The organism is Paenibacillus piscarius (assembly GCF_022234545.1).
In the GTDB taxonomy this organism is placed as follows: Bacteria; Bacillota; Bacilli; order Paenibacillales; family Paenibacillaceae; genus Paenibacillus_AQ; species Paenibacillus_AQ piscarius.
This window is the reverse complement of the sequence record NZ_JAIEUI010000003.1, coordinates 335,617-353,749: the sequence shown is the minus strand read 5'-3', so window position 1 is coordinate 353,749 and position 18,133 is coordinate 335,617. Positions and strand designations below refer to the sequence as shown.

The window sequence follows — 18,133 nt, the reverse complement described above, 5'->3', positions numbered from 1 at the left end:
ACCTCCCAAGCTTCAGTCTATCCCAATCATAGACCAGAAACGGCAGCCTTGCCACCCGACCTCTTACTCACAACCAATCCTACATCCGTTCCCACCTTACGGCTCCTCATCACCAGCCGGCCCGGTATGGCGCCCCAGCATCAGCTTCGCCCGGTATTCTCCGGGGGAGATGCCCTCCAGCTCCTTAAACACCCGCGTGAACTGCTTGCTGTTCTCGAAGCCGACGGCCTCCGAGACGGAGGCCAGCTTGATCCGGTGATCGGACAGCAGCTCTTTGGCGTGGCGGATACGGACCTTTTTGAGATAGAGCACGAAGCTCTCCCCGGTGTAGGCCTTGAACGCCTCGCTGAAATAGGAATAGTTCAGGGACACATAATTGCTGACCATCGCCATGTTGAGCGGACGGCTGTAATTCGCTTCGATGTAGGCCAGCGCTTCCTCCATGTCGGCGTGCTCCGTATGGGCGGATTTGATGCCAATGATATAATCGTTCACACTCAGGAGCAGATGCTCCAGCGTCCGGTAATAGTCATGGAAATGGCGGAAGTTATGCAGATTCCCCACCATACGGTAGAGCTTCAGCACCTCCACCGAAGCTTCGCCGTGCGCACGGAACACCTCATCCAGCACCCGTTCGTTAATGCTCCGTCCAACGTTCTCCAGGTAACTCAAATCGAGATGAGGCAAATGCTCGGTCTGAAAAATAACGCCAAGCAGCCCCTTAATCTCCTTCTCCCGGTCCGTTCCCAGCATATTCAGCAGCTTGCGCAGCTCCTCCTCCGGGGCGGGGAAGCTCAGCCGTCCGGACTGTATCTCCGTATAATCCACGAAGCTGGCCTGCGGCGACAGGAACGTATACTCCAGCGCCCGGCAGGCTTCCAGGTAGGCAGCGCGGAACTGTTCCGCCTGAAGCGTCTCCCTGCTGATTCCCAGCAGCAGCCGCTTCAGCTCCTTGGCTCCGGCCTTCCCGGCCAGCTCCCGGAAGCGCTCCCCGCTGCCGACCAGCACCAGCCGCCCCTCCCCGTCTGTCAGTATCTCCGCGAAGCGCTGCTCCAGCGGCCCGGCCAGCTGCTCCAGCAGACCCTGTACTTCGCCAGGCTTCATTCTCGTGCCGTCAGAGTGGTAGTAATTCAACACGCCTACGGTAAAAGGCACTGCAAGTGCCGCAAGCTCCTCCTGCTGGGCAGCGGATACCTCGCCCTCCTGCTGCAGCAGGAACCCGCGCAGCCGGGCCGCCCGCAGCTCGCGGCGGTAGCTCTCCGCCTCCTGCTGCTGCCGGCGGCTGCTGGATTCGCGCTCCGCCCCCTCCTCGGCAATCCGTTCGAGAATCCCGAACAGCTCCTCCCGGCGGATCGGCTTCAGCAGATAATCCTTGACGCGGTAGCGGATCGCGCTTTTGGCATATTCAAAGTCATCATGTCCGCTGAGGATAACCACCGCCGGAGCCTCCCCCGGCCCCGCCTCCGCAGACAGCCGCTCCAGCAGCGTCATGCCGTCCATAATCGGCATCCGGATGTCTGTAATGATTACCTCTTGCCGCTGCTGCCTGTACAGCTCCAGCGCTTCTGCCCCGTTTCCCGCGAGCGATACGTTGTAGACAGACGGGTATTCCCGTTCGATCATCGCCTTCAGGCCCTGACGGATCATCTTCTCATCATCTACAATCAGCAGATTAGTCATAGTTGGTTGTCCCCCGTCAATAGAACTTTGGGCAGTGACATGTAGACCGCAGTCCACTTCCCTGCCTCACTCTGCACCTCCAGCCCGTAGGCTTCGCCGTAGAACAGCTGCAGGCGCTGATGCACATTGCGCAGTCCGACGCCTCCCGCCTTGTAACGCCCGCCGGTACCGGACGCTTCTGCGGCACCTCCTGGCTCTTCCTTCGCATAGATCGCCTCATGCAGCTCCGCCAGCCGCTCCGGGGTCAGCCCAAGGCCGTTGTCGCGCAGGACAATGAAGAGATCGCCCTCAGCCTCGGTTACGTCAATCCGGACAACCCGATCGGTAAGCTCCACTCCGTCCGCATTCCAGGCATGCTTGACACTGTTCTCCACAATCGGCTGCAGCGACATCTTGAGCACCTCCACCTCCAGATAGGCGCTGTCGATATGAAGCTCCAACTGGATGGTGTGCTCGAACCGGATGTTCATCACCTCGATATAATTCTCAATGTGGCGGAGCTCGTCCCGCAGCTTCACATATTCACCGCTCCACTTGAAATTATAACGCATCATCCCGCCCAGCCGGGTAAGAGCATCGGAGATTGTACGCTGGTTCTCGATTTCCGCCAGCATTTTGATATTCTCCAGCGTATTGTAGAGAAAATGGGCATCGATCTGATTATGCAGCGTGCGCAGCTCCGCTTCCTTGGAGAGCGCCTGCTTATGGACGGCCTGGGCCACCAGCGTATTGATCGTATTCAGCAGCTTCGAGAAGTGATGGGCCAGCTCCCCGACCTCACCTCCGCCGTTGACCCGGATGCTGCCGTAGGGCTCACCGCGGCGGACCTTCTTCATCGTCTCGGTCAGGCGGCGGAGATTCTTCAGAATGAAGGCATTCATAATATAGGCTATGACGGTCACCAGGAAAATAAAAACGATATTCGCCCCGATAATCAGGTTGCGGGTACGCGAGATATCCGTCATCAGGCCCTTCATGGAGACCACCGTGACCAGGGAAGCATTAATCTGCTCCAGCGGCGCCTGAATCAGCAGGAACGAATTCCCGTTCTCCGCATAATCCATCACCCACTCCCCCGTCTTACGGTAGACATCCAGCCGTTCTTTAACTGCCGCAGAGAGTCCCGGATTCTCCGCCAAGAAGGAGTGGTCCGTCCGGGTGAACAGGTTCAGCTCCTCATCTGCGATCATCATCTGCGACTCATTGTCCTGCACAGAGGTGAACGCCTTCGGCGCGAACTTGCTCAGCTGCATATCGACCTGGACCATCCCGACATGATGCCCGGCAGGAATGCTTTTCTCCTTCAGCAGCGACACCTTGGCCGGTCCGGCCTCCACTTCCCCGGAGTAGCGCTTCATTAGGTCGGGATCCCGCTTCTGAAAGGACCAGTAATGCTGTCCCTCCATCTGCAGCGCCTTTTGAAACCATGGCTCCATCGATACCCGGTCCTCACTGAAAATCACCGGCCACAGCTCATGCACATTCTTGTTGCTGGAGAACAGCCGCAGATGCTCAATATTCGGATTATTGAATTGCATCTGGCTTAAGCTCACAAAGGTAGTTGTATTAAAATCAATCAGTTCTCCTAGCGAAGGATCATCCTCGCTGACCAGATAGCTCTCCACCCCTTTATCCGTGGAGGCCATCTGGGCGACCCGTTCCATCGCTTCAATCTGGTTGAGCACATACAGCTTCTCCATCTGCAGGAGATAGCTGTTCTTCTCAATCGAATCCCGTTTATACGTATTATTGATCGCTTTGTACGAATAGAGGGACACCAGCAGGCTGGGTCCCAGAATAATGAAGATATAAGCCGCAATCAGCCGGCTCTGCAGTGATCTCCGTCCCCACCAGTAGCGGAAAGAATTCCATAATGCCCCTGTTCGTTCGCGCATATTCACCTCGCACAAGTTGAAAACCCAAAAGCCCGCAGGTCGCGGGCAATTGGGCCATATTCGGTAAGCTTACATTCCAAGCTTCTTCTTGTTCTCTTCATATTTGGTCTGGCGGTAGGCATCGAAGGTGGCCTGGCCTTCCTTCTCTTTCTTCTCCAGATATTCCGCCCAGAGCTTGTCGAATTCAGCATCGGAATCTGCCATCAGGAGCTTCGGCAGCATTTTGCCGCGCAGCTGTTTCAGCTTGGTAGCGATGATGCCTTCCGGCGAGTTGCCTGTCGGGTCAATCAGCTGGAACTCGGAGGTGTTGATCGACTTGCCCTTCGTCCAGTCTTCCAATTGCTTGTAAGGCTCAACCGATTCCGGCTTCCATTGGTCGGTAATGTTCGTGTTCTGCATCATCCAGAAGGTGAACGAAGAACCGTATTGCTTATCGAAGGCTCCGCGGTCGGAGTTCATCAGCTTCAGCGCTTCAGGCAGGAATTGGTCCTTGCCGTCAATTGTATCATAGCTGACGCCTTTTTCGCCCAGATAAAGATCCTTTTGGCCTTCTTCACTGTTCAGGTAGCTGAGGAACTTAATTGCACGCGCTTTATCCTTCACATTCTTGGAGATCAGCGTTACAGTCCAGCCGGAGATCCCGGGGCCGTTCAGTGCCGGCGGGTCCATCTTGGTGTTGGCCGGGCCGTCTACAGCAATGTACACCTGCTCAGGATTCTTCTGGAAAATCGTACCGAGCTGCGAAGCGAAGTCTGTACGCTGATACAGCATGGCGAAGTAACGTCCCTGTACAATCTTCTCTTCCATTTGTGCACGCTTGTCAATGAAGATATCCTTAGCCAGGAGTCCGTCCTGGTTGGCCTGGCGGAGGGTCTTCATCCAGCGGACATACTCAGGGTCCGTCTCACGGTCATACACCTTGCCGTCCTTCTCCCAAGGGATGTTCAGGAAGTTCTGAATGTAGCCTTCCAGCGAGTCGTTGCCGTTCTCGGTGAATTCATGCAGACCGAGCGGAATCAGCGGCTGGCCGTTCACTTCAGGGAACTTCTCCTTCGCAGCCTTCAGTGCAGCGAGGAAGCCTTCAGGAGTACGCATATCCGGGCTGCCGATCGCTTCATAGATATCCTTGCGGACCGCAAAGGTCTGGTTGGATACATAGGTATCGCCGTATTTCTCATAGTCAGCCGGGGAGGACGAGGAGTTCGGATAGCCATAGACATTGCCGTCCGGCTGAGTGTACCAGCCCAGCTTATCCTTATCCGATACCTTGTAGAAGTACGGATCATATTCATCAGCCAGCTTGTTCAGCGGCAGTACGAGATCGCCTTCAATCATTTTTTTGATGGCATCTTCCCAGTATCCGAGAGTAATGAAGTCCGGCAGCTTGCCGGAAGCAATCAGAGTGTTCAGCTTCTCGTTCTCATTGCCTGCAGGCACGATGAAGTTAAGGTTAACGCCAGTCTTCTTGGTCACATATTGGGAAGTAGGGTCTACACCCCATTTATTCGGGAACCAGGCGAAGTTCAGATACCAGTCAAAGGTAATCGGTGAAGTGTCGCTTTTCCAGCCCGGTTCATCGGCCGAAGCTGCAGGCGCCGGAGTTGCAGCGTCTGTTGCAGGTGCCGTTGTTGCCTCCGTGTTCGCCGGCTTGTCATTCGTCTTGTTTCCGGATGAAGCATTATTGCTGTTACCACAGCCCGTTGCCGATAAGGCCAGCATGAGTCCCAACATCAGCAGGACCGTTTTCTTCGGCTTATGTTTCATGCCCATTTGTTTACCCCTTTTCTAGATCGTAATATTTATAAGCTCAACCCCGTAGCCCTTCAGACACCCGGGCGTTGGAGGAGTTACCTGTGGTTTGCTGATGCTTAACCCTTGATCGAGCCAATCATCATGCCTTTGACGAAATAACGCTGCAGGAACGGATAGACGAACACGATCGGCAATGTGGTCACGACCATCGTAGCCAGCTTGATCGACTGTGAAGTGACCGTTCTTGTGGCCGCGCTGCCCTGGACAGCGGTCATCATCGTATTGGAGCTGGACTGGGCCACGACCCGGAACAGATAGGTCTGAATCGGCTGCAGATCCACGTTGTTGATATAGATAATCCCGGTAAAATAATCATTCCACTGATAAACCCCGTGGAACAGCGCGATGGTGGCAATAACCGGCATCGAGACCGGAAGCACAATCCGCAGCAGAATCGACCAGTCGTTGGCCCCGTCAATCCGCGCCGCCTCATCCAGGCCATCCGGGATCTCCCGGAAGAAGGTCATGAAGATAATGAGGTCGAAGAAGCTGAACATCACCGGAATGATATAGACCAGGAAATTATCGAGCAGATGCAGATCGCGGTTCAGCAGGAAGGTCGGGATCAGCCCGCCGTTGAAGAACAGGGTGACCGTACCGATCAGAATGTAGATTTTGCCGCCCACCAGATCCTTGCGGGATAGAGCATAGGCGACCATCGCTGTGAAGAATACATGGACGGCGACACCGACTACTGTCTTGGCTACGGTAATGGCCATCGCCAGCATAATGCCGGGGCTTGCGAAGACCGCCTCGAAGTTCTTCAGGGTGAACATCCGCGGCCACCAGTAGATTCCGCCCAGCATAGCATCATTGCCGTCATTGAAGGCGTTAATCAGCACATACCAGATCGGGTAGAGCGTCAGGAAGCAGATGCAGAGCATCACCAGATTGTTAATGCTATCGAATAAGACTTCGCCTTTGGTTCTGCGATTGAGCGAAAACATAGATTGTTCCTCCTTGTCCTAGAACAGCGACGTGTCGTTGATTTTTTTGGATACCTGGTTCGCAATCAGCAGCAGGATCAGTGCGATAACTGCCTTAACCAGGGTGACCGCCGCAGAATAGGAGAAGCGGTTAGAGACGATACCTGTCTGATAAATGTAATAGTCAATGACGTTAGAAGCGCTGTCATTCAGTGAGTTGCGCAGCACCAGAATCTGATCGAAGTTGGAGCTTAGCACCCCGCTGACCGCCAGAATGAACAGAATGCTGATCGTGGCCCGGATGGCCGGCAGCGTGACATACCACATTTTCTGGAACCGCCCGGCTCCGTCAATTGTCGCCGCCTCATACATCTCAGGGGAGACACCGGCGATCGCCGCCAGATAGATAATGGCTGACCAGCCCAGCTCCTTCCAGATGTCAGAGGAGATGATGATGGTCCAGAAGTAATCCGGCTCCGCCAGGTAGGTAATCGGCTGGTCAATGATATGCAGTGCCATCAGAATATTGTTGATAATCCCCACATCGGCAAGCCAGGTGGCAAGTATCCCGCCAAGCACTACCCAGGAGAGAAAATGCGGCAGATAAGAGATCGTCTGAATCGCCTTCTTGTACCGGAGAGACCGGACCTCATTCAGAAAGAGCGCGAATATAATCGGCAGCGGGAACCCGACCAGCAGCTTGATCAGACTGATTCCCAGCGTATTGTAGATAACGTTCGGCAGATCGTCGTCGTCGAACAATTCCCTGAAATGCGTAAGCCCTACCCACGGAGCCTCAGCAATCGACTTGACGATGTTATATTCCTTGAAGGAAATAATCAAGCCGTAGATCGGAATGTAGTTGAAAATAATCATCCAGGCTACGCCGAGCAAGGCCATCGTCTGCAGATGACGCTGGGCTAAGAACTTCCGCCAGAGCGGATGCTTGCGGCCTGAACCGGTTTCGATTGCGGCGGGAAGCAGCTCCCCCATCACCGGAGCCGGCTTGGTGTTTCGTTTGTTCTCCATCGTGTGGACCTCCAAAATACCTATCGTTTATGGTGTGAAGCGTTTTCATCTCTATGTATGTATTGTATGCCTTTTGGGCAGGCACGGTAAGGTTTCAAATTTCGTATTAGGGGGCTCAAATTTCGGCTTGGACCGTTCCGCAGAGCTCTCCAAGCCGAAACGTTTGCGCCAGCTACACATGCAGAACCGCATTCTCCTCCGACAATACGATATAGTCGCCGATCACGCCATCCTCAAAGGCAGGCTTGCGCGGCTGACCGTTTCCCATCGGCGGCAAATCCGGATGGTATTGGTGGAATACAAACTGATGCTGGACATTTCCCTGAGTCAGCTCAAGCTGTAGCTCCTCGCCGGTGAGATGGACAGCGGTCACCCGGCTCCCCGTTACTTTTGGCGTCAGCTCGTCCCACTGCTCTTCCTCAGGCTCGCCTGCCCAGCTGGAGATCCACGGCCGGTGGCTCTTGTTGTAATTCAGATGGCATTCAATCACCCGGCCGTCCAGCAGGATATATTGGCCCGATGCCCAGACGGCATACACCAGATACTGTCTAACGCCATCCTGCTCCAGCAGTAAGCCGAAGAATCCGGGCCCGCCCATGCCATAGGTGCCCAGATGTGTAGAATAGCCCGCAACCCTGCTGCCCAGTAACGCGTCCTTGTCCATCTCTGTCATCGTCTGAGGTCTGGCCGTCATCATCGCCTCGCCTTCCTCCGCCTCATAGTGGAAGTCCCTGAACGTGCTCTCTTCTCTCCAGCCTTTGGCCTCCCATGTCTCCTTTTCAGCAGCAGGAACAATCATGGAGTATTTCTCAATCAGTCCCATTTTCAGTTCGCTCATTATTGATGGTGCTCCTCTCATGTTTACAGATATATACCCCATTATTATAAGCTAACTTTTGGCCTGGTGGATTTGCGCCTAAGTTGGAGTCTGACCAAGCCTGTACATCTCGCACCTGCCGATTGTGTTCGGTTTTTCGCATACGTTTGGCCCACTACCCTACGCCCGCCCATTGTAATCGGTTTTTCGATTACATTTGGTCCACTCGCCTTTTTCCCAACAGACAAACAGCAAGGAGGCCCCCGCAAGGACCTCCTCTCCACCACTATCTATACCCGTTAATTCATTACCGCCCGAATCGCCGCGATTTCCCCGCGCCGCAAGGCCTCGGCATCCGCGCCGCGCAGCCGCTCGCCGGATACGCTGCGTTCTTCGCCGCTGTGGTAGCTCAGCTTCAACTGCTGAATCGCCGCCTTGTCTTCGCCGAACGTATCGGCACGGCGCGGATTCACATACGTCACCTGTGTTCCGCCCAGCAGCGTGAACGAGACCTCGCCCTGCTCATCGAACAGCCAGCCGGGCAGCGCCGGGTGAAGCGCCGCCGTCAGTTCCCCGTCTTCCATCGCGAACAAGTGGCTGCCGGCCATCATCGTTCTCCACATGCTCAGGAACTCTGCCGTAGAACCGCTCAGCCGGGCTACGAAGCCTCTGCCATGTGTATTCGGATCAGGGTTGCCGCCGGTGGAGATGAACGAGGAGTTCTCCAGCGTGCTGCGTCCGTATACCTCAGGATCAAGGAACGGAATCAGCGAGGTCTTCAGCTCACTGTAGAATTCTGCGTACAGCCCCGCCTTCAGCAGCTCCAGCAGATATTTGTATGACATATGCAGGAAGTTGGATTCCCGCTCCTGCCATCCGGCGGTGAATGCCCGGATACGCCCGATCTCATGGCCTTCTTCTTCGAGTGATACCGAGGTCCGGTACATCTGCGTGACCGGATCGAACAGCCCGCTCTGCTTCACTCGGCTGTAAATATCTTTGGCCGTCTCATGATTATCCAGCGTTTTGAGCCAGCGGGTCGGGCCTTCCAGGAAATACGGCAGAGCAGAGCCTTCGAATTCCTCTACCACAGCCTTCGGCAGCCCGTAACCGCTGATAACCGGCGCACCGGCTTCATCCGTCACCGGCTGGAACCGCACCGCCTCGAACCGGAAATAGGTCGGAACCAGTCCGCCGCCCATCTCCACTGCGCGCGCAATCCCCTGATCCGTCTTGCGCAGCCACAGCTCCAGCATTCCGCGGATCACCTCAAGGGAAACTTCGCGAATATCGCCCGTAATACCGAAGCGAATGGATGCCCGGTACGCCTCACGCGCCGAAGCTACGCGGTCCCAATAAGGGAACTCAGCCAGCGAGCCGTCCAGTACTTCCGTCACCGCATGACCGACCGCTGTCAGCAGCTCCGCGATCTCCGCCGGAAGCGCTACAGCGGAAGGCAGCTCCGCACCGTTCTCCAGCGCCTCCAGCATGAACACCAGCATCCGCTTCAGCTCCAGCGTCTCGCTCATGCCCGAGCCCATCAGGCCCGGCAGCCCGTTCATCGCATCATTCCAGCCCGGCTTGTTCGCCTCCATCTCCACGCCCATACCGTAAGGGTCGAGGGTGGCGAATTTGTTCAGGGCGAGCGACAGCATCTTGACGAACAGGCTGGTCCGGTAGATCTCCCCGTGTCCGCCCTGCGTCCGCAGCCAGTGGGTATCCGAGGCTTTACGCTTCAGCTTATGCAGCTTCTCCTCGTCCTCCAGCAATGCCCCGAATTGCCGCACCTTGCCGCCGCTAATCACATACTTCTCGCTGCGCGGCAGCACATACGCCGGGCTATCGTAGAACGCATAGGTCTCATCACCGAACAGCAGCTCTGCGCGGCGTTCAGGATAGATGTCCAGATAACCTTCCACCAGATCAAGGTTATACGTCCAGTGGTCCGACCAGAAGCCCTCGCCGAATGCGGCTTCAATATTCTGCTGCGACAGGGCAAGCACTCCGCTGAGGAACTCCTGCTCGCTGACCTTAAGCGTAAGCTGGTGATCGGCAATGTAGTTAATCAGGCTGCCTGGGGTGAAGCGCCCGTCCAGCAGCCGCGCCAGTCCGGCATCCTGCTCCGCAAGCGCCCCGGCCAGCAAGTCCTTGAGCTGCTCCGCCGCATCCGGCAGAATCTCAAAGGTCGTCCCCTGCACACTAAGCGGATTATAGCCGTCCGCCTGAATCAGGCTGTAGAACATCTTGATGTTGAAGCTGCCCACCTGCGGGTGGAAAAAGACATCGCTCCGCCGGTTCTGGTTCATATCGCGGAAGTTCCCGTTGCCCTGGGAATAATATTCGGGCGCCAGCGAGAAGAAGTTGTAATCCCGTTCCATATCGCCATGCTTGCGCGAGTACAGATGCACGACGAAGCCCTCTTCCCCGTTGTCAAAAATAAACGGATATCCCCCGCGCAGGAAGTTATCGAGGTAGGACTGGCGGCAGTAGGCGTCGAAGATCGGCGAGGAGGTGCGGGTGGCAATATCCGCAGTTAATTCCTCGGTCAGCGCGGCAGCCTCCTGTGCTTTGGCGGCAAAATACGCCTCACGGCACAGCTCCTCCGCCCGCCGGTTAATCCGCCCGATATCATTCACATGTCCGATGATCGTGTTCAGCTTAAGCGAAGCTCCGGGTGCCAGCGTCCGGGCAGCGCCGCTGAATCCGCACGGCACCTTATTGGCCGGATACTGCGCCTGTGCCAGCAGCTCGGCCAGGGGAAGCAGTGCGAAGCGGTCCGGGTAGGACAGCGATGTGTTACTGCCGAAGATCACTTCGTGATCCACGAGCGGACGGAGCAGTTCCCCTTCGGCAGTGGAGGAGAGATAGAAATGTCCGCTCTCAATCGTGCCGATCTCTGCATCGTCGTTCGTGCCGGAGCGCAGCTTGTAGAACGGAATGCCGTTCTCCAGGTTGAACACATCCATCCAGCTGCGCAGCAGGTTGCCCATCTCTTTGTAGCCGCCGTTCGCTACACCGAACGGAAGCACCTCAGGCAGGCCGTCCAGCAGCTCCAGCTCCAGCACAGCATCGCCAATGTTCTGTATCTCCACCTGGCGGATCAGCGCCGCGTAATCATCGCCCGGCAGATTGAAGTAGTGGACCTTGATTTGCAGCCCGTGCCCGGCATGGGACTCCTCGATGGTCAGCCCGTTCGGCAGAATTGTCATCGTACGCTTGGCGGCAGAGTCCGGCCGTGCAGACTGGAACGGCTCATAGATTTCCTCTGTACCCTTCAGCTTAATGAAGGTACGGAAGCCGGTGGAGGTCACGTTCTTGTAGGAGATATTCGCCGGGGAGAACTCCATAATCGGCGAGTTTTTGTCGCGCACCCCGAAGCTGCTGATCCCCTGTCCGCGGTTCACATAGAACGTCCACATCGGCACTCCCTTCAGTCCGGCCAAGCCGGGCAGGAAGCTGGCGAACGGCTTGCCTTCGTGGAACTGCTCGATGACGAATTTTCCTGAATCGAAATAATAATGGCTCATTCATAATCCTCCTAATAAATATTACTGTTGTTAGGCCCCATCGAGCCCGGATGTCTAGACTTAGGGGCAAGGCGATGCTCTGCCAAACGGAGTGCTCTCAAGTGCGCAGGTCCGTTAAGTCTGCTCCCCCTCCGCGTGACTGCACTTCGTGCAATAGAATCAGCTTTTCCTGGACGGAAACAGCATTCTGTTGTATTTCATACCGCAGATTTCCGGCATTCTGCCCCAAATGGCCTCTTCCGCCGGATTCTGCTGTACAAAGTGCAATCGAACCAATTTCGCAATCAAATAAATCAGCTATCTGCTGTACAAAATACACTCGGCGGACAGAGGCGGGGCGGGGAAGTTAACCCCGCGTAATCACATGTGTCGCAATCGAATGCGCAGCCAGCACACACTCGGCGGTTTCGCCGCCCAGCTCCAGCGTGAGCGAACGCTCTTCATCGCCCTCGTTCATCAGCACCACGGCCAGACTGCCGTCCGGGTTGCGGAACGCCGCAGCCAGCACATCTGCCGCTGCCGACTCCAAGCCGATCCGCACCGCACCCGGGGCGATGAATTTGCTGAAATGCCCGATGTAGTAGTACGAGCTGTTGTAGTGCACCTCATCCGTAACCGTATCGGCAATCACCGGAGCGTCACAGAGATTACCCACATGATTCGGCCCGCCAGTCTCATCCAGCACCAGATTCCAGTCCAGATACCCTTCCGTCCAGGCATTCAGATCGCCGATCATATTCCGCCCGTAGCGCTCGCCCGTGAACCATTCACCCAGACGCACGCCGCCCTCCTGGCAGCCTTCGGTGAAGAGAATATGCTTATCCGGGAACAGCTCATGCACCTGCTCCACCTTGCCGAACTCCTCGCCGCCGTACCAATGGATGCCGGTGCCCCAGACATACTGCGCAGCTTCCGGGTCAGACAGAACCGGAGTCACCCGCTCCACCATAATGTCGCGGTTATGATCCCAGATGACGATATTCACATCGTCCATTCCGGCTTCGCGCAGGGCGGGGCCGAGATGGTTTTTGACGAAATCCCGCTCTTCCTCGGCACTGTATACACAGGAGTCCCATACCTGCACCGCCGCCGGCTCATTCTGCACCGATACCGCCCAGACCGGAACGCCCTCCTTGCGGTAAGCGTCAATGAATCTGGTATAATACCGCGCCCAGACTCCCGCATATTCCGGCTTCAGCGAGCCGCCGTTATTCATCTCCCCGTTCGTCTTCATCCAGGCAGGCGGGCTCCACGGGGAAGCCAGCATCGTGAATGTTCCGCCGCGCTGCTCCATCGCATCCTTAATCAGCGGCAGCACCCATTTGCGGTCACGTGAGATGTCGAAGGTCGCAAGCTCCGTATCGCCCTCCTCCACATAGGTGTAGTTGCCGAGCGCGAAGTCGCAGCTATGGATATGCACCCGGCCCATGGTGTAATTCAGCCCGTCCACCGGGTGAAAATACCGCCGGATCACCTCCGCCCGCTTCTGCGGGCTCATCCGTGACAAGGTATACGCCGCTGCCTCCGTGAACGCGCCGCCAAACCCGATAATTCTCTGATACTCCTGCTCCGGGAGCAGCTTGATATGCGCCGCTGCCTCCGGGATGCCGGCCTGGAACCGGATACCTTCCTTGGAACTCAGGCGATCCGCCGTATCTTTGGCGGTGACTACGGTTTGAACAGTTGTCATGTCGATCACTCCTTTATAGGTTGGCCAGCTTAGACCGAAGCCGAAATCGAAAGAAATCGAAACCGGTTTCGATTTGGCTGAAAAAAAAGGCATTCCCGGACGGACGCACATCTTAGGATGGACCCGGAGGTGCACAGGAATCCCTAACAACAATCTCCACAGGCAGCACTGCGGCCTCCTGCTCCCGGCTGGCCCGCGTGCCGTTCATAGAGCCCAGCAGCAGCTCCGCTGCACGGGTTCCGAGCAGCCCGGTATCCTGGCGGACGGTGGTCAGCGCAGGGGTAACATAGCCCGCAAGCTCAATGTCATCATACCCCATGACCGATACATCCTCCGGCACCTTCAGCCCCAGATCCTTGGCAGCCATAACTGCACCCAGTGCCAGCAGGTCACCTGAAGCGAACACAGCGGTTGGACGCTGCGGCAGCCCCATTAGCTGCTTCATGGCACCATAACCGCTCTCCAGAGAGTAATACGCGCCCACGGTAACATATTCCTCCGGCACCTCAAGGCCCAACTGCTCCATGGCTGTTCTGTACCCCAGCTCCCGCTGCTCTCCCGGATAGGTGTTGCCGCCGCCCGAGATATGGGCGATTCTGCGGTGTCCGAGCTGAGCCAGATATTCCACCGCCTGACGGGCACCATTCCTGTTATCCGAGCAGACCGTATGCGACAGCCCCGTCTCGAAATCAAGCACCACCGTAGGAATATCGCTCTCCAGCAGCTCCCGGAAATACGGGTCTTCGTAATCAGACAGGAATACCACGACGCCATCCACACCGCGAATCCGGCAGTTCTCCAGATAGCCGCTTCTCTTGCCGCCGACATCCTTCGAGATGAACATCAGGGCGTAGCCCTCGGCTACGGCAACCTGCTTGAAGCTCTCAATCACCGCGCTGAAAAAAGGATGGCGGATCCCCGCCCCCGTATTCTCCACAAACAGCACACCGATGGTCCAAGACTTCTTGGTCGTCAGTGTACGTGCATGGGCGTTGGGCAGATATCCCATCTCCTGAGCGGTACGCAGAATCTCCTGGCGCGTCTTCTCCCGCACATCCGAATAGTTATTGAACGCCTTGGACACTGTGGTTGGTGAGTAACCGGTCCTTTTGGCAATATCATATATCGTGGTCATTCCCGGTTCACCCCCGCAGCTTATGAAAGCCCTTTAATGTTCACTGCCATTCTAACGCCTTTCGGCACGGCCGTCCAGCATTAAATATCCTTCCCGGGAATCCGGAAGTTTGGACCGTCTATTGTGTGAATACCTGCGCTTTACGCTATACTAGTAACAAATCATGAATCCGCTGAGCAGGAAGCAGTTATCTATTTCTCTCAAAATACAGAAGGGATTGGACAGTTCCGGCCAACCGCCGCCTCTGCCAAGGTTACTTATGACTGAAATCATTCCACCTCCATCCAAAAAATGTGCCTACTGCCATCAGCTGAAGCCGCTCTCCGAATTCCGCAGACGCACCGGCAAGCGCTCCAGCGGGGCATCACGGCGCGGCGCCTGCCGGGCCTGCCGCAAGCTCCGCGAAGCGGCCGCCGCCTCGGCGGCGGCTGTATCAGGGCCGGCTGTGCATCCAAGCGCGGCACCGCCGCTGCCGGAGCGCCCGGCCGGGCCGGGTCCGGCCAAGCGGGACAAGGCGCTGGCCGCTATCTCGGGCACAGCAGGCGCTGCCCCGGCCAGACCTGCGGCCGGGCAGCCCCGTCCGCCCGCCAGGGGCAGCGGTCCCGCTTCAGGGCCGAAGACGCCCAAAGGGAAGGGCCGTTCCCGGAGCGCTGCCGAGACGGGCAGAAGCCTCCCGCAGCAGCGCGGGCCGAAGCCTGATCCGCAGGATGCCTCGGCCCTGGTCCCTTCGGCCAAGGGCATGATTCTGATGCGCGGGCACAGCGACAAGGGACGCCGCTGGCATCAGGAGATCGATCTCGAGCTTGCCGTGACGCTGGTCAAGGAGCATGCGGCCGTCGTGGTGAACCGGCGGACCATCCGCCGCCTGTTCAGCAACAAGGACTTCCGCGCCTATATTCTGAACAGGGACAACTATACCTGTTACTTCTGCGGCCTGTACGGGGACACCATCGACCATCTGCTCCCCCGCGCCAAGGGCGGGCATACTACGCCCGACAACTGTGTCTGCGCCTGCAACCTGTGCAATCAGACCAAAGCCGACCAGTCACTGGAGCAATTCCTGGGCCGGTGACGGCAGACTGGTAACGGATAGTAGAGTTCATACGAGGCTTAATCCGTGCGGTCCGCCCGCCAGCCTACCACGCGCCAACGCACCAGCACATTGTGTTCGGTTTTTCGCATACGTTTCGGCGAGAAATAGAAGGATAGTGTGTAGCGTGCAACATATACATTCTTATATTTTCAAAAAAACGCCCAGGCCAGAGCTGTCCAATTAGACAGCCCCGCCGAGGCGTTTGTTACAACCGGCTCCGCTTCAGCCGATGATATTCTTAACCCGTCCGACCTGCCCGTCAGCAAGCCGCACCTTGATACCATGCGGATGGCGGGGCGAGTTCGTCAAAATATCCTTCACCGTGCCCTGTGTAAGCTTGCCGGTGGCCTGGTCCTGCTTCAGTACAATCTCGACCTGAAGCCCGGAACGGATATCGGCTCTGACTTGCCCGTTCATATGCTTCTCCCCCTTCCGGGTAAATTGAATATAATAATTCCACTATGATGATAAGGATGAGACAGCTATGGCCTTTGGAATTAACCGGGATGAATTAGCCCGCTGGAAGCAGGCGGTTGCCGCAGGAGAGATTGCCTTCCTGACCCATTACTGGATCGACGAACGCTTCCCCGGAATCACCACTGTCACCAAGGTAGGCTGCAGCGATCTGCAGCGCCTGCGGGAATGGTGCAGGGAGCATGGCCTTCCGGCACAGTATATCCATAACCGTGAGCCGTTTCCCCACTTCGACCTCATGGGGCCGAAGCAGGCGGAGATTCTCCGACGGGAAGGGCTGTGGGACCAGCTGGAACGCTTCCGTCTGAGCTGAATTCGGCTGAATGCGGCTTAGTGCCGCCGATTCCGCTGAGTGCCGCTCCCTGAACCCTCCGGTTATTTGGTCTTGCGCAGGTCCTTCATAATCTGGCGGCCGGTCGGCGTCTGCGCCAGTCCGCCCCCGGCGGTCTCGCGGTGCTTCTCCGGCATGGCGGAGCCGACCTCCAGCATCACCTTGATCACCTCATCGGAAGGTATCACGCTGCGGACACCAGCCAGCGCCATATCCGCCGCTGCCAGCGCCGTTACCGCACCGAAGCCGTTGCGGACGATGCAGGGAATCTCTACAAGCCCGCCTACCGGGTCGCAGATCAGGCCCAGGGTGTTCTTCAGCGCGAGTCCTACTGCATGTACCGCCTGCGCCGGTGTCCCGCCGCGCATCTCGGTTAACGCTCCGGCCGCCATGCCGATCGCCGAACCGACCTCAGCCTGGCAGCCGCCCTCCGCTCCTGAGACGAAGGAATTATTTGCGATCACATAGCCGATTGCCCCGGCGGCAAACAGCCCGGAGACCATATAATCATCGTCCCAGCCGAAGCGCTCCTGGCAGCTCAGGAATACGCCGGGAATGATGCCGCAGGACCCTGCAGTCGGCGTGGCAATAATCCGTCCCATTGAGGCATTCACCTCGGAGACTGCCAGGGCATACGCCATAGCCTGGCCGGCCGGGCCGCCGAGACAAGGCTCATCTGCCGCATTATAAGCCGCCACCCGCTGGGCATCCAGTCCGGTCAGGCCGCTGCGCGAGGTGGTATCCTCCGTCAGGCCGCGCTGGACCGCCTCTTTCATCACGCCGTAATACTGCCGCATCGTGGCGAATTCCTGCTCCTTGGAGCGCCCGGATTCCGCGCTCTGCTCCTCCAGCATCAGCGCGCCGATGCCCAGTCCGCGCTCCCCGCATAACACAGCCAGTTCGCTGAGTGTTTGAAAATTCATGATGTGATGTCCTTCCCCTTCTGATCTTGTACATTATTCTCATTCAAATCAACCAGCTTGACTGTCTTCACGGCTGGCAGCGCCCGCAGATTCTGCAGCAGCTCCTGTGTGGCTGCCTCGTCCAGCTCCAGCACCGTCAAGGCGGCTCCGCTGCGGTTCTTCCGGTCCAGGGACATATGTCCGATGTTGAGCTGTCCGTTCCGCATCACATCCGTCACACTGGCGAGCACACCCAGATAGTCCATATGCTGAATCAGCACAGTCGGATACATGCCGGTCAGCTTCACACTGAAGCCGTCAATATCTACAATCTCAATATTGCCTCCGCCAATAGAAGTGCCGGTCAGCGTCAGCTCGGTCCCGCTCTCACTGCCGACCAGCCGCAGACGGACCGTATTGGGATGCGGGAACAGACCCGTCCCCTGGCCGAAAGTGACCTTCATTCCGGCCTCGGCGGCAAGCTCGATCGAATCGGGCAGCCGGGGATCGTCAGTCGCGAAATTAAGCAGCCCTCCGGCAATCGCGCGGTCAGTCCCATGCCCCTGATAGGTAGCGGCAAAAGAGCCAAAAAAGGTAACCTCCGCCTCCCGGGGCAACTCCCCCAGCACCTGCCTCGCCGCTCTGCCGATCCTTGCCGCCCCCGCAGTGTGCGAGCTGGACGGCCCGACCATCGCCGGACCAATAATTGAGAATACATCTTTAAAACGCATTGTTAACGTCTCCCGCTATTGAAATTGGGCAATGCACATAGAATGATGCCAATTCTTGCACAGCTCTTATATATTATACTGCTTCCGCAGT

Annotated in this window: 14 protein-coding genes; 2 read left to right on the top strand and 12 right to left on the bottom strand. The window is 57.1% G+C overall.

Annotated features, from left to right (window positions below):
• Nucleotides 1-96 precede the first annotated feature (96 nt).
• The 9 genes from K1558_RS07595 to K1558_RS07555 all read right to left on the bottom strand — a co-directional run bounded on the left by K1558_RS07595 (nt 97) and on the right by K1558_RS07555 (nt 14,511).
• Nucleotides 97-1,680: a response regulator gene (locus K1558_RS07595; RefSeq protein ID WP_238650794.1), complete on the bottom strand. Its 1,584-nt coding sequence runs from the start codon at nt 1,678-1,680 to the stop codon at nt 97-99.
• On the bottom strand, nt 1,677-3,575 hold the full coding sequence (locus K1558_RS07590) for a sensor histidine kinase (protein ID WP_238650793.1): 1,899 nt from the start codon (nt 3,573-3,575) through the stop codon (nt 1,677-1,679). The genes K1558_RS07595 and K1558_RS07590 overlap by 4 nt, the downstream gene beginning before the upstream one ends.
• 69 nt (nt 3,576-3,644) lie before the next feature.
• A complete protein-coding gene (locus K1558_RS07585; protein ID WP_238650792.1) occupies nt 3,645-5,345 on the bottom strand; it encodes a type 2 periplasmic-binding domain-containing protein in 1,701 nt (566 codons plus the stop codon).
• A gap of 98 nt (nt 5,346-5,443) precedes the next feature.
• Nucleotides 5,444-6,334 (bottom strand): carbohydrate ABC transporter permease, encoded by an 891-nt coding sequence (locus tag K1558_RS07580; RefSeq protein WP_238650791.1) that lies wholly within the window; start codon nt 6,332-6,334, stop codon nt 5,444-5,446.
• Between the two features lie 18 nt (nt 6,335-6,352).
• Nucleotides 6,353-7,342, bottom strand: coding sequence for an ABC transporter permease (locus K1558_RS07575; RefSeq protein ID WP_238650790.1), 990 nt, complete (start codon nt 7,340-7,342; stop codon nt 6,353-6,355).
• 172 nt (nt 7,343-7,514) lie between these two features.
• Nucleotides 7,515-8,180: a hypothetical protein gene (locus K1558_RS07570; RefSeq protein ID WP_238650789.1), complete on the bottom strand. Its 666-nt coding sequence runs from the start codon at nt 8,178-8,180 to the stop codon at nt 7,515-7,517.
• A 278-nt stretch (nt 8,181-8,458) separates the two neighbouring features.
• Complete coding sequence (locus K1558_RS07565) at nt 8,459-11,686, bottom strand: cellobiose phosphorylase (RefSeq protein ID WP_238650788.1); 3,228 nt, start codon at nt 11,684-11,686, stop codon at nt 8,459-8,461.
• Between the two features lie 346 nt (nt 11,687-12,032).
• Nucleotides 12,033-13,376 carry a glycoside hydrolase family 30 protein gene (locus K1558_RS07560; RefSeq protein WP_238650787.1) on the bottom strand — a complete coding sequence of 448 codons (1,344 nt, stop codon included), beginning with the start codon at nt 13,374-13,376 and terminating at the stop codon, nt 12,033-12,035.
• A gap of 112 nt (nt 13,377-13,488) precedes the next feature.
• On the bottom strand, nt 13,489-14,511 hold the full coding sequence (locus tag K1558_RS07555) for a LacI family DNA-binding transcriptional regulator (RefSeq protein ID WP_238650786.1): 1,023 nt from the start codon (nt 14,509-14,511) through the stop codon (nt 13,489-13,491).
• Between the two features lie 259 nt (nt 14,512-14,770).
• On the opposite strand from K1558_RS07555, the gene K1558_RS07550 reads away from it, so the two are divergent.
• Nucleotides 14,771-15,583, top strand: coding sequence for an HNH endonuclease (locus tag K1558_RS07550; protein ID WP_238650785.1), 813 nt, complete (start codon nt 14,771-14,773; stop codon nt 15,581-15,583).
• A gap of 243 nt (nt 15,584-15,826) precedes the next feature.
• Here K1558_RS07550 and K1558_RS07545 read toward each other — a convergent pair whose 3' ends face one another.
• Complete coding sequence (locus K1558_RS07545; protein WP_238650784.1) at nt 15,827-16,021, bottom strand: YwbE family protein; 195 nt, start codon at nt 16,019-16,021, stop codon at nt 15,827-15,829.
• 67 nt (nt 16,022-16,088) lie between these two features.
• On the opposite strand from K1558_RS07545, the gene K1558_RS07540 reads away from it, so the two are divergent.
• Nucleotides 16,089-16,391, top strand: a complete 303-nt coding sequence (locus K1558_RS07540) for a hypothetical protein (protein WP_238650783.1) — start codon at nt 16,089-16,091, stop codon at nt 16,389-16,391.
• Nucleotides 16,392-16,453: 62 nt separating this feature from the next.
• On the opposite strand, the gene sdaAA is transcribed toward K1558_RS07540, so the two are convergent.
• Nucleotides 16,454-17,332, bottom strand: coding sequence for an L-serine ammonia-lyase, iron-sulfur-dependent, subunit alpha (gene sdaAA, locus K1558_RS07535; RefSeq protein ID WP_238650782.1), 879 nt, complete (start codon nt 17,330-17,332; stop codon nt 16,454-16,456).
• Nucleotides 17,329-18,042 carry an L-serine ammonia-lyase, iron-sulfur-dependent subunit beta gene (gene sdaAB, locus K1558_RS07530; protein WP_238650781.1) on the bottom strand — a complete coding sequence of 238 codons (714 nt, stop codon included), beginning with the start codon at nt 18,040-18,042 and terminating at the stop codon, nt 17,329-17,331. Before sdaAB ends, sdaAA begins: the two co-directional genes overlap by 4 nt.
• Between the last annotated feature and the right edge of the window lie 91 nt (nt 18,043-18,133).

Excerpts from the sequence above, each read along its gene's own strand:
- K1558_RS07595 (WP_238650794.1), bottom strand. The coding sequence starts at position 1,680 with ATGACTAATCTGCTGATTGTAGATGATGAGAAGATGATCCGTCAGGGC.
- K1558_RS07590 (WP_238650793.1), bottom strand. The coding sequence starts at position 3,575 with ATGCGCGAACGAACAGGGGCATTATGGAATTCTTTCCGCTACTGGTGG.
- K1558_RS07585 (WP_238650792.1), bottom strand. The coding sequence starts at position 5,345 with ATGGGCATGAAACATAAGCCGAAGAAAACGGTCCTGCTGATGTTGGGA.
- K1558_RS07580 (WP_238650791.1), bottom strand. The coding sequence starts at position 6,334 with ATGTTTTCGCTCAATCGCAGAACCAAAGGCGAAGTCTTATTCGATAGC.
- K1558_RS07575 (WP_238650790.1), bottom strand. The coding sequence starts at position 7,342 with ATGGAGAACAAACGAAACACCAAGCCGGCTCCGGTGATGGGGGAGCTG.
- K1558_RS07570 (WP_238650789.1), bottom strand. The coding sequence starts at position 8,180 with ATGAGCGAACTGAAAATGGGACTGATTGAGAAATACTCCATGATTGTT.
- K1558_RS07565 (WP_238650788.1), bottom strand. The coding sequence starts at position 11,686 with ATGAGCCATTATTATTTCGATTCAGGAAAATTCGTCATCGAGCAGTTC.
- K1558_RS07560 (WP_238650787.1), bottom strand. The coding sequence starts at position 13,376 with ATGACAACTGTTCAAACCGTAGTCACCGCCAAAGATACGGCGGATCGC.
- K1558_RS07555 (WP_238650786.1), bottom strand. The coding sequence starts at position 14,511 with ATGACCACGATATATGATATTGCCAAAAGGACCGGTTACTCACCAACC.
- K1558_RS07550 (WP_238650785.1), top strand. The coding sequence starts at position 14,771 with ATGACTGAAATCATTCCACCTCCATCCAAAAAATGTGCCTACTGCCAT.
- K1558_RS07545 (WP_238650784.1), bottom strand. The coding sequence starts at position 16,021 with ATGAACGGGCAAGTCAGAGCCGATATCCGTTCCGGGCTTCAGGTCGAG.
- K1558_RS07540 (WP_238650783.1), top strand. The coding sequence starts at position 16,089 with ATGGCCTTTGGAATTAACCGGGATGAATTAGCCCGCTGGAAGCAGGCG.
- sdaAA (WP_238650782.1), bottom strand. The coding sequence starts at position 17,332 with ATGAATTTTCAAACACTCAGCGAACTGGCTGTGTTATGCGGGGAGCGC.
- sdaAB (WP_238650781.1), bottom strand. The coding sequence starts at position 18,042 with ATGCGTTTTAAAGATGTATTCTCAATTATTGGTCCGGCGATGGTCGGG.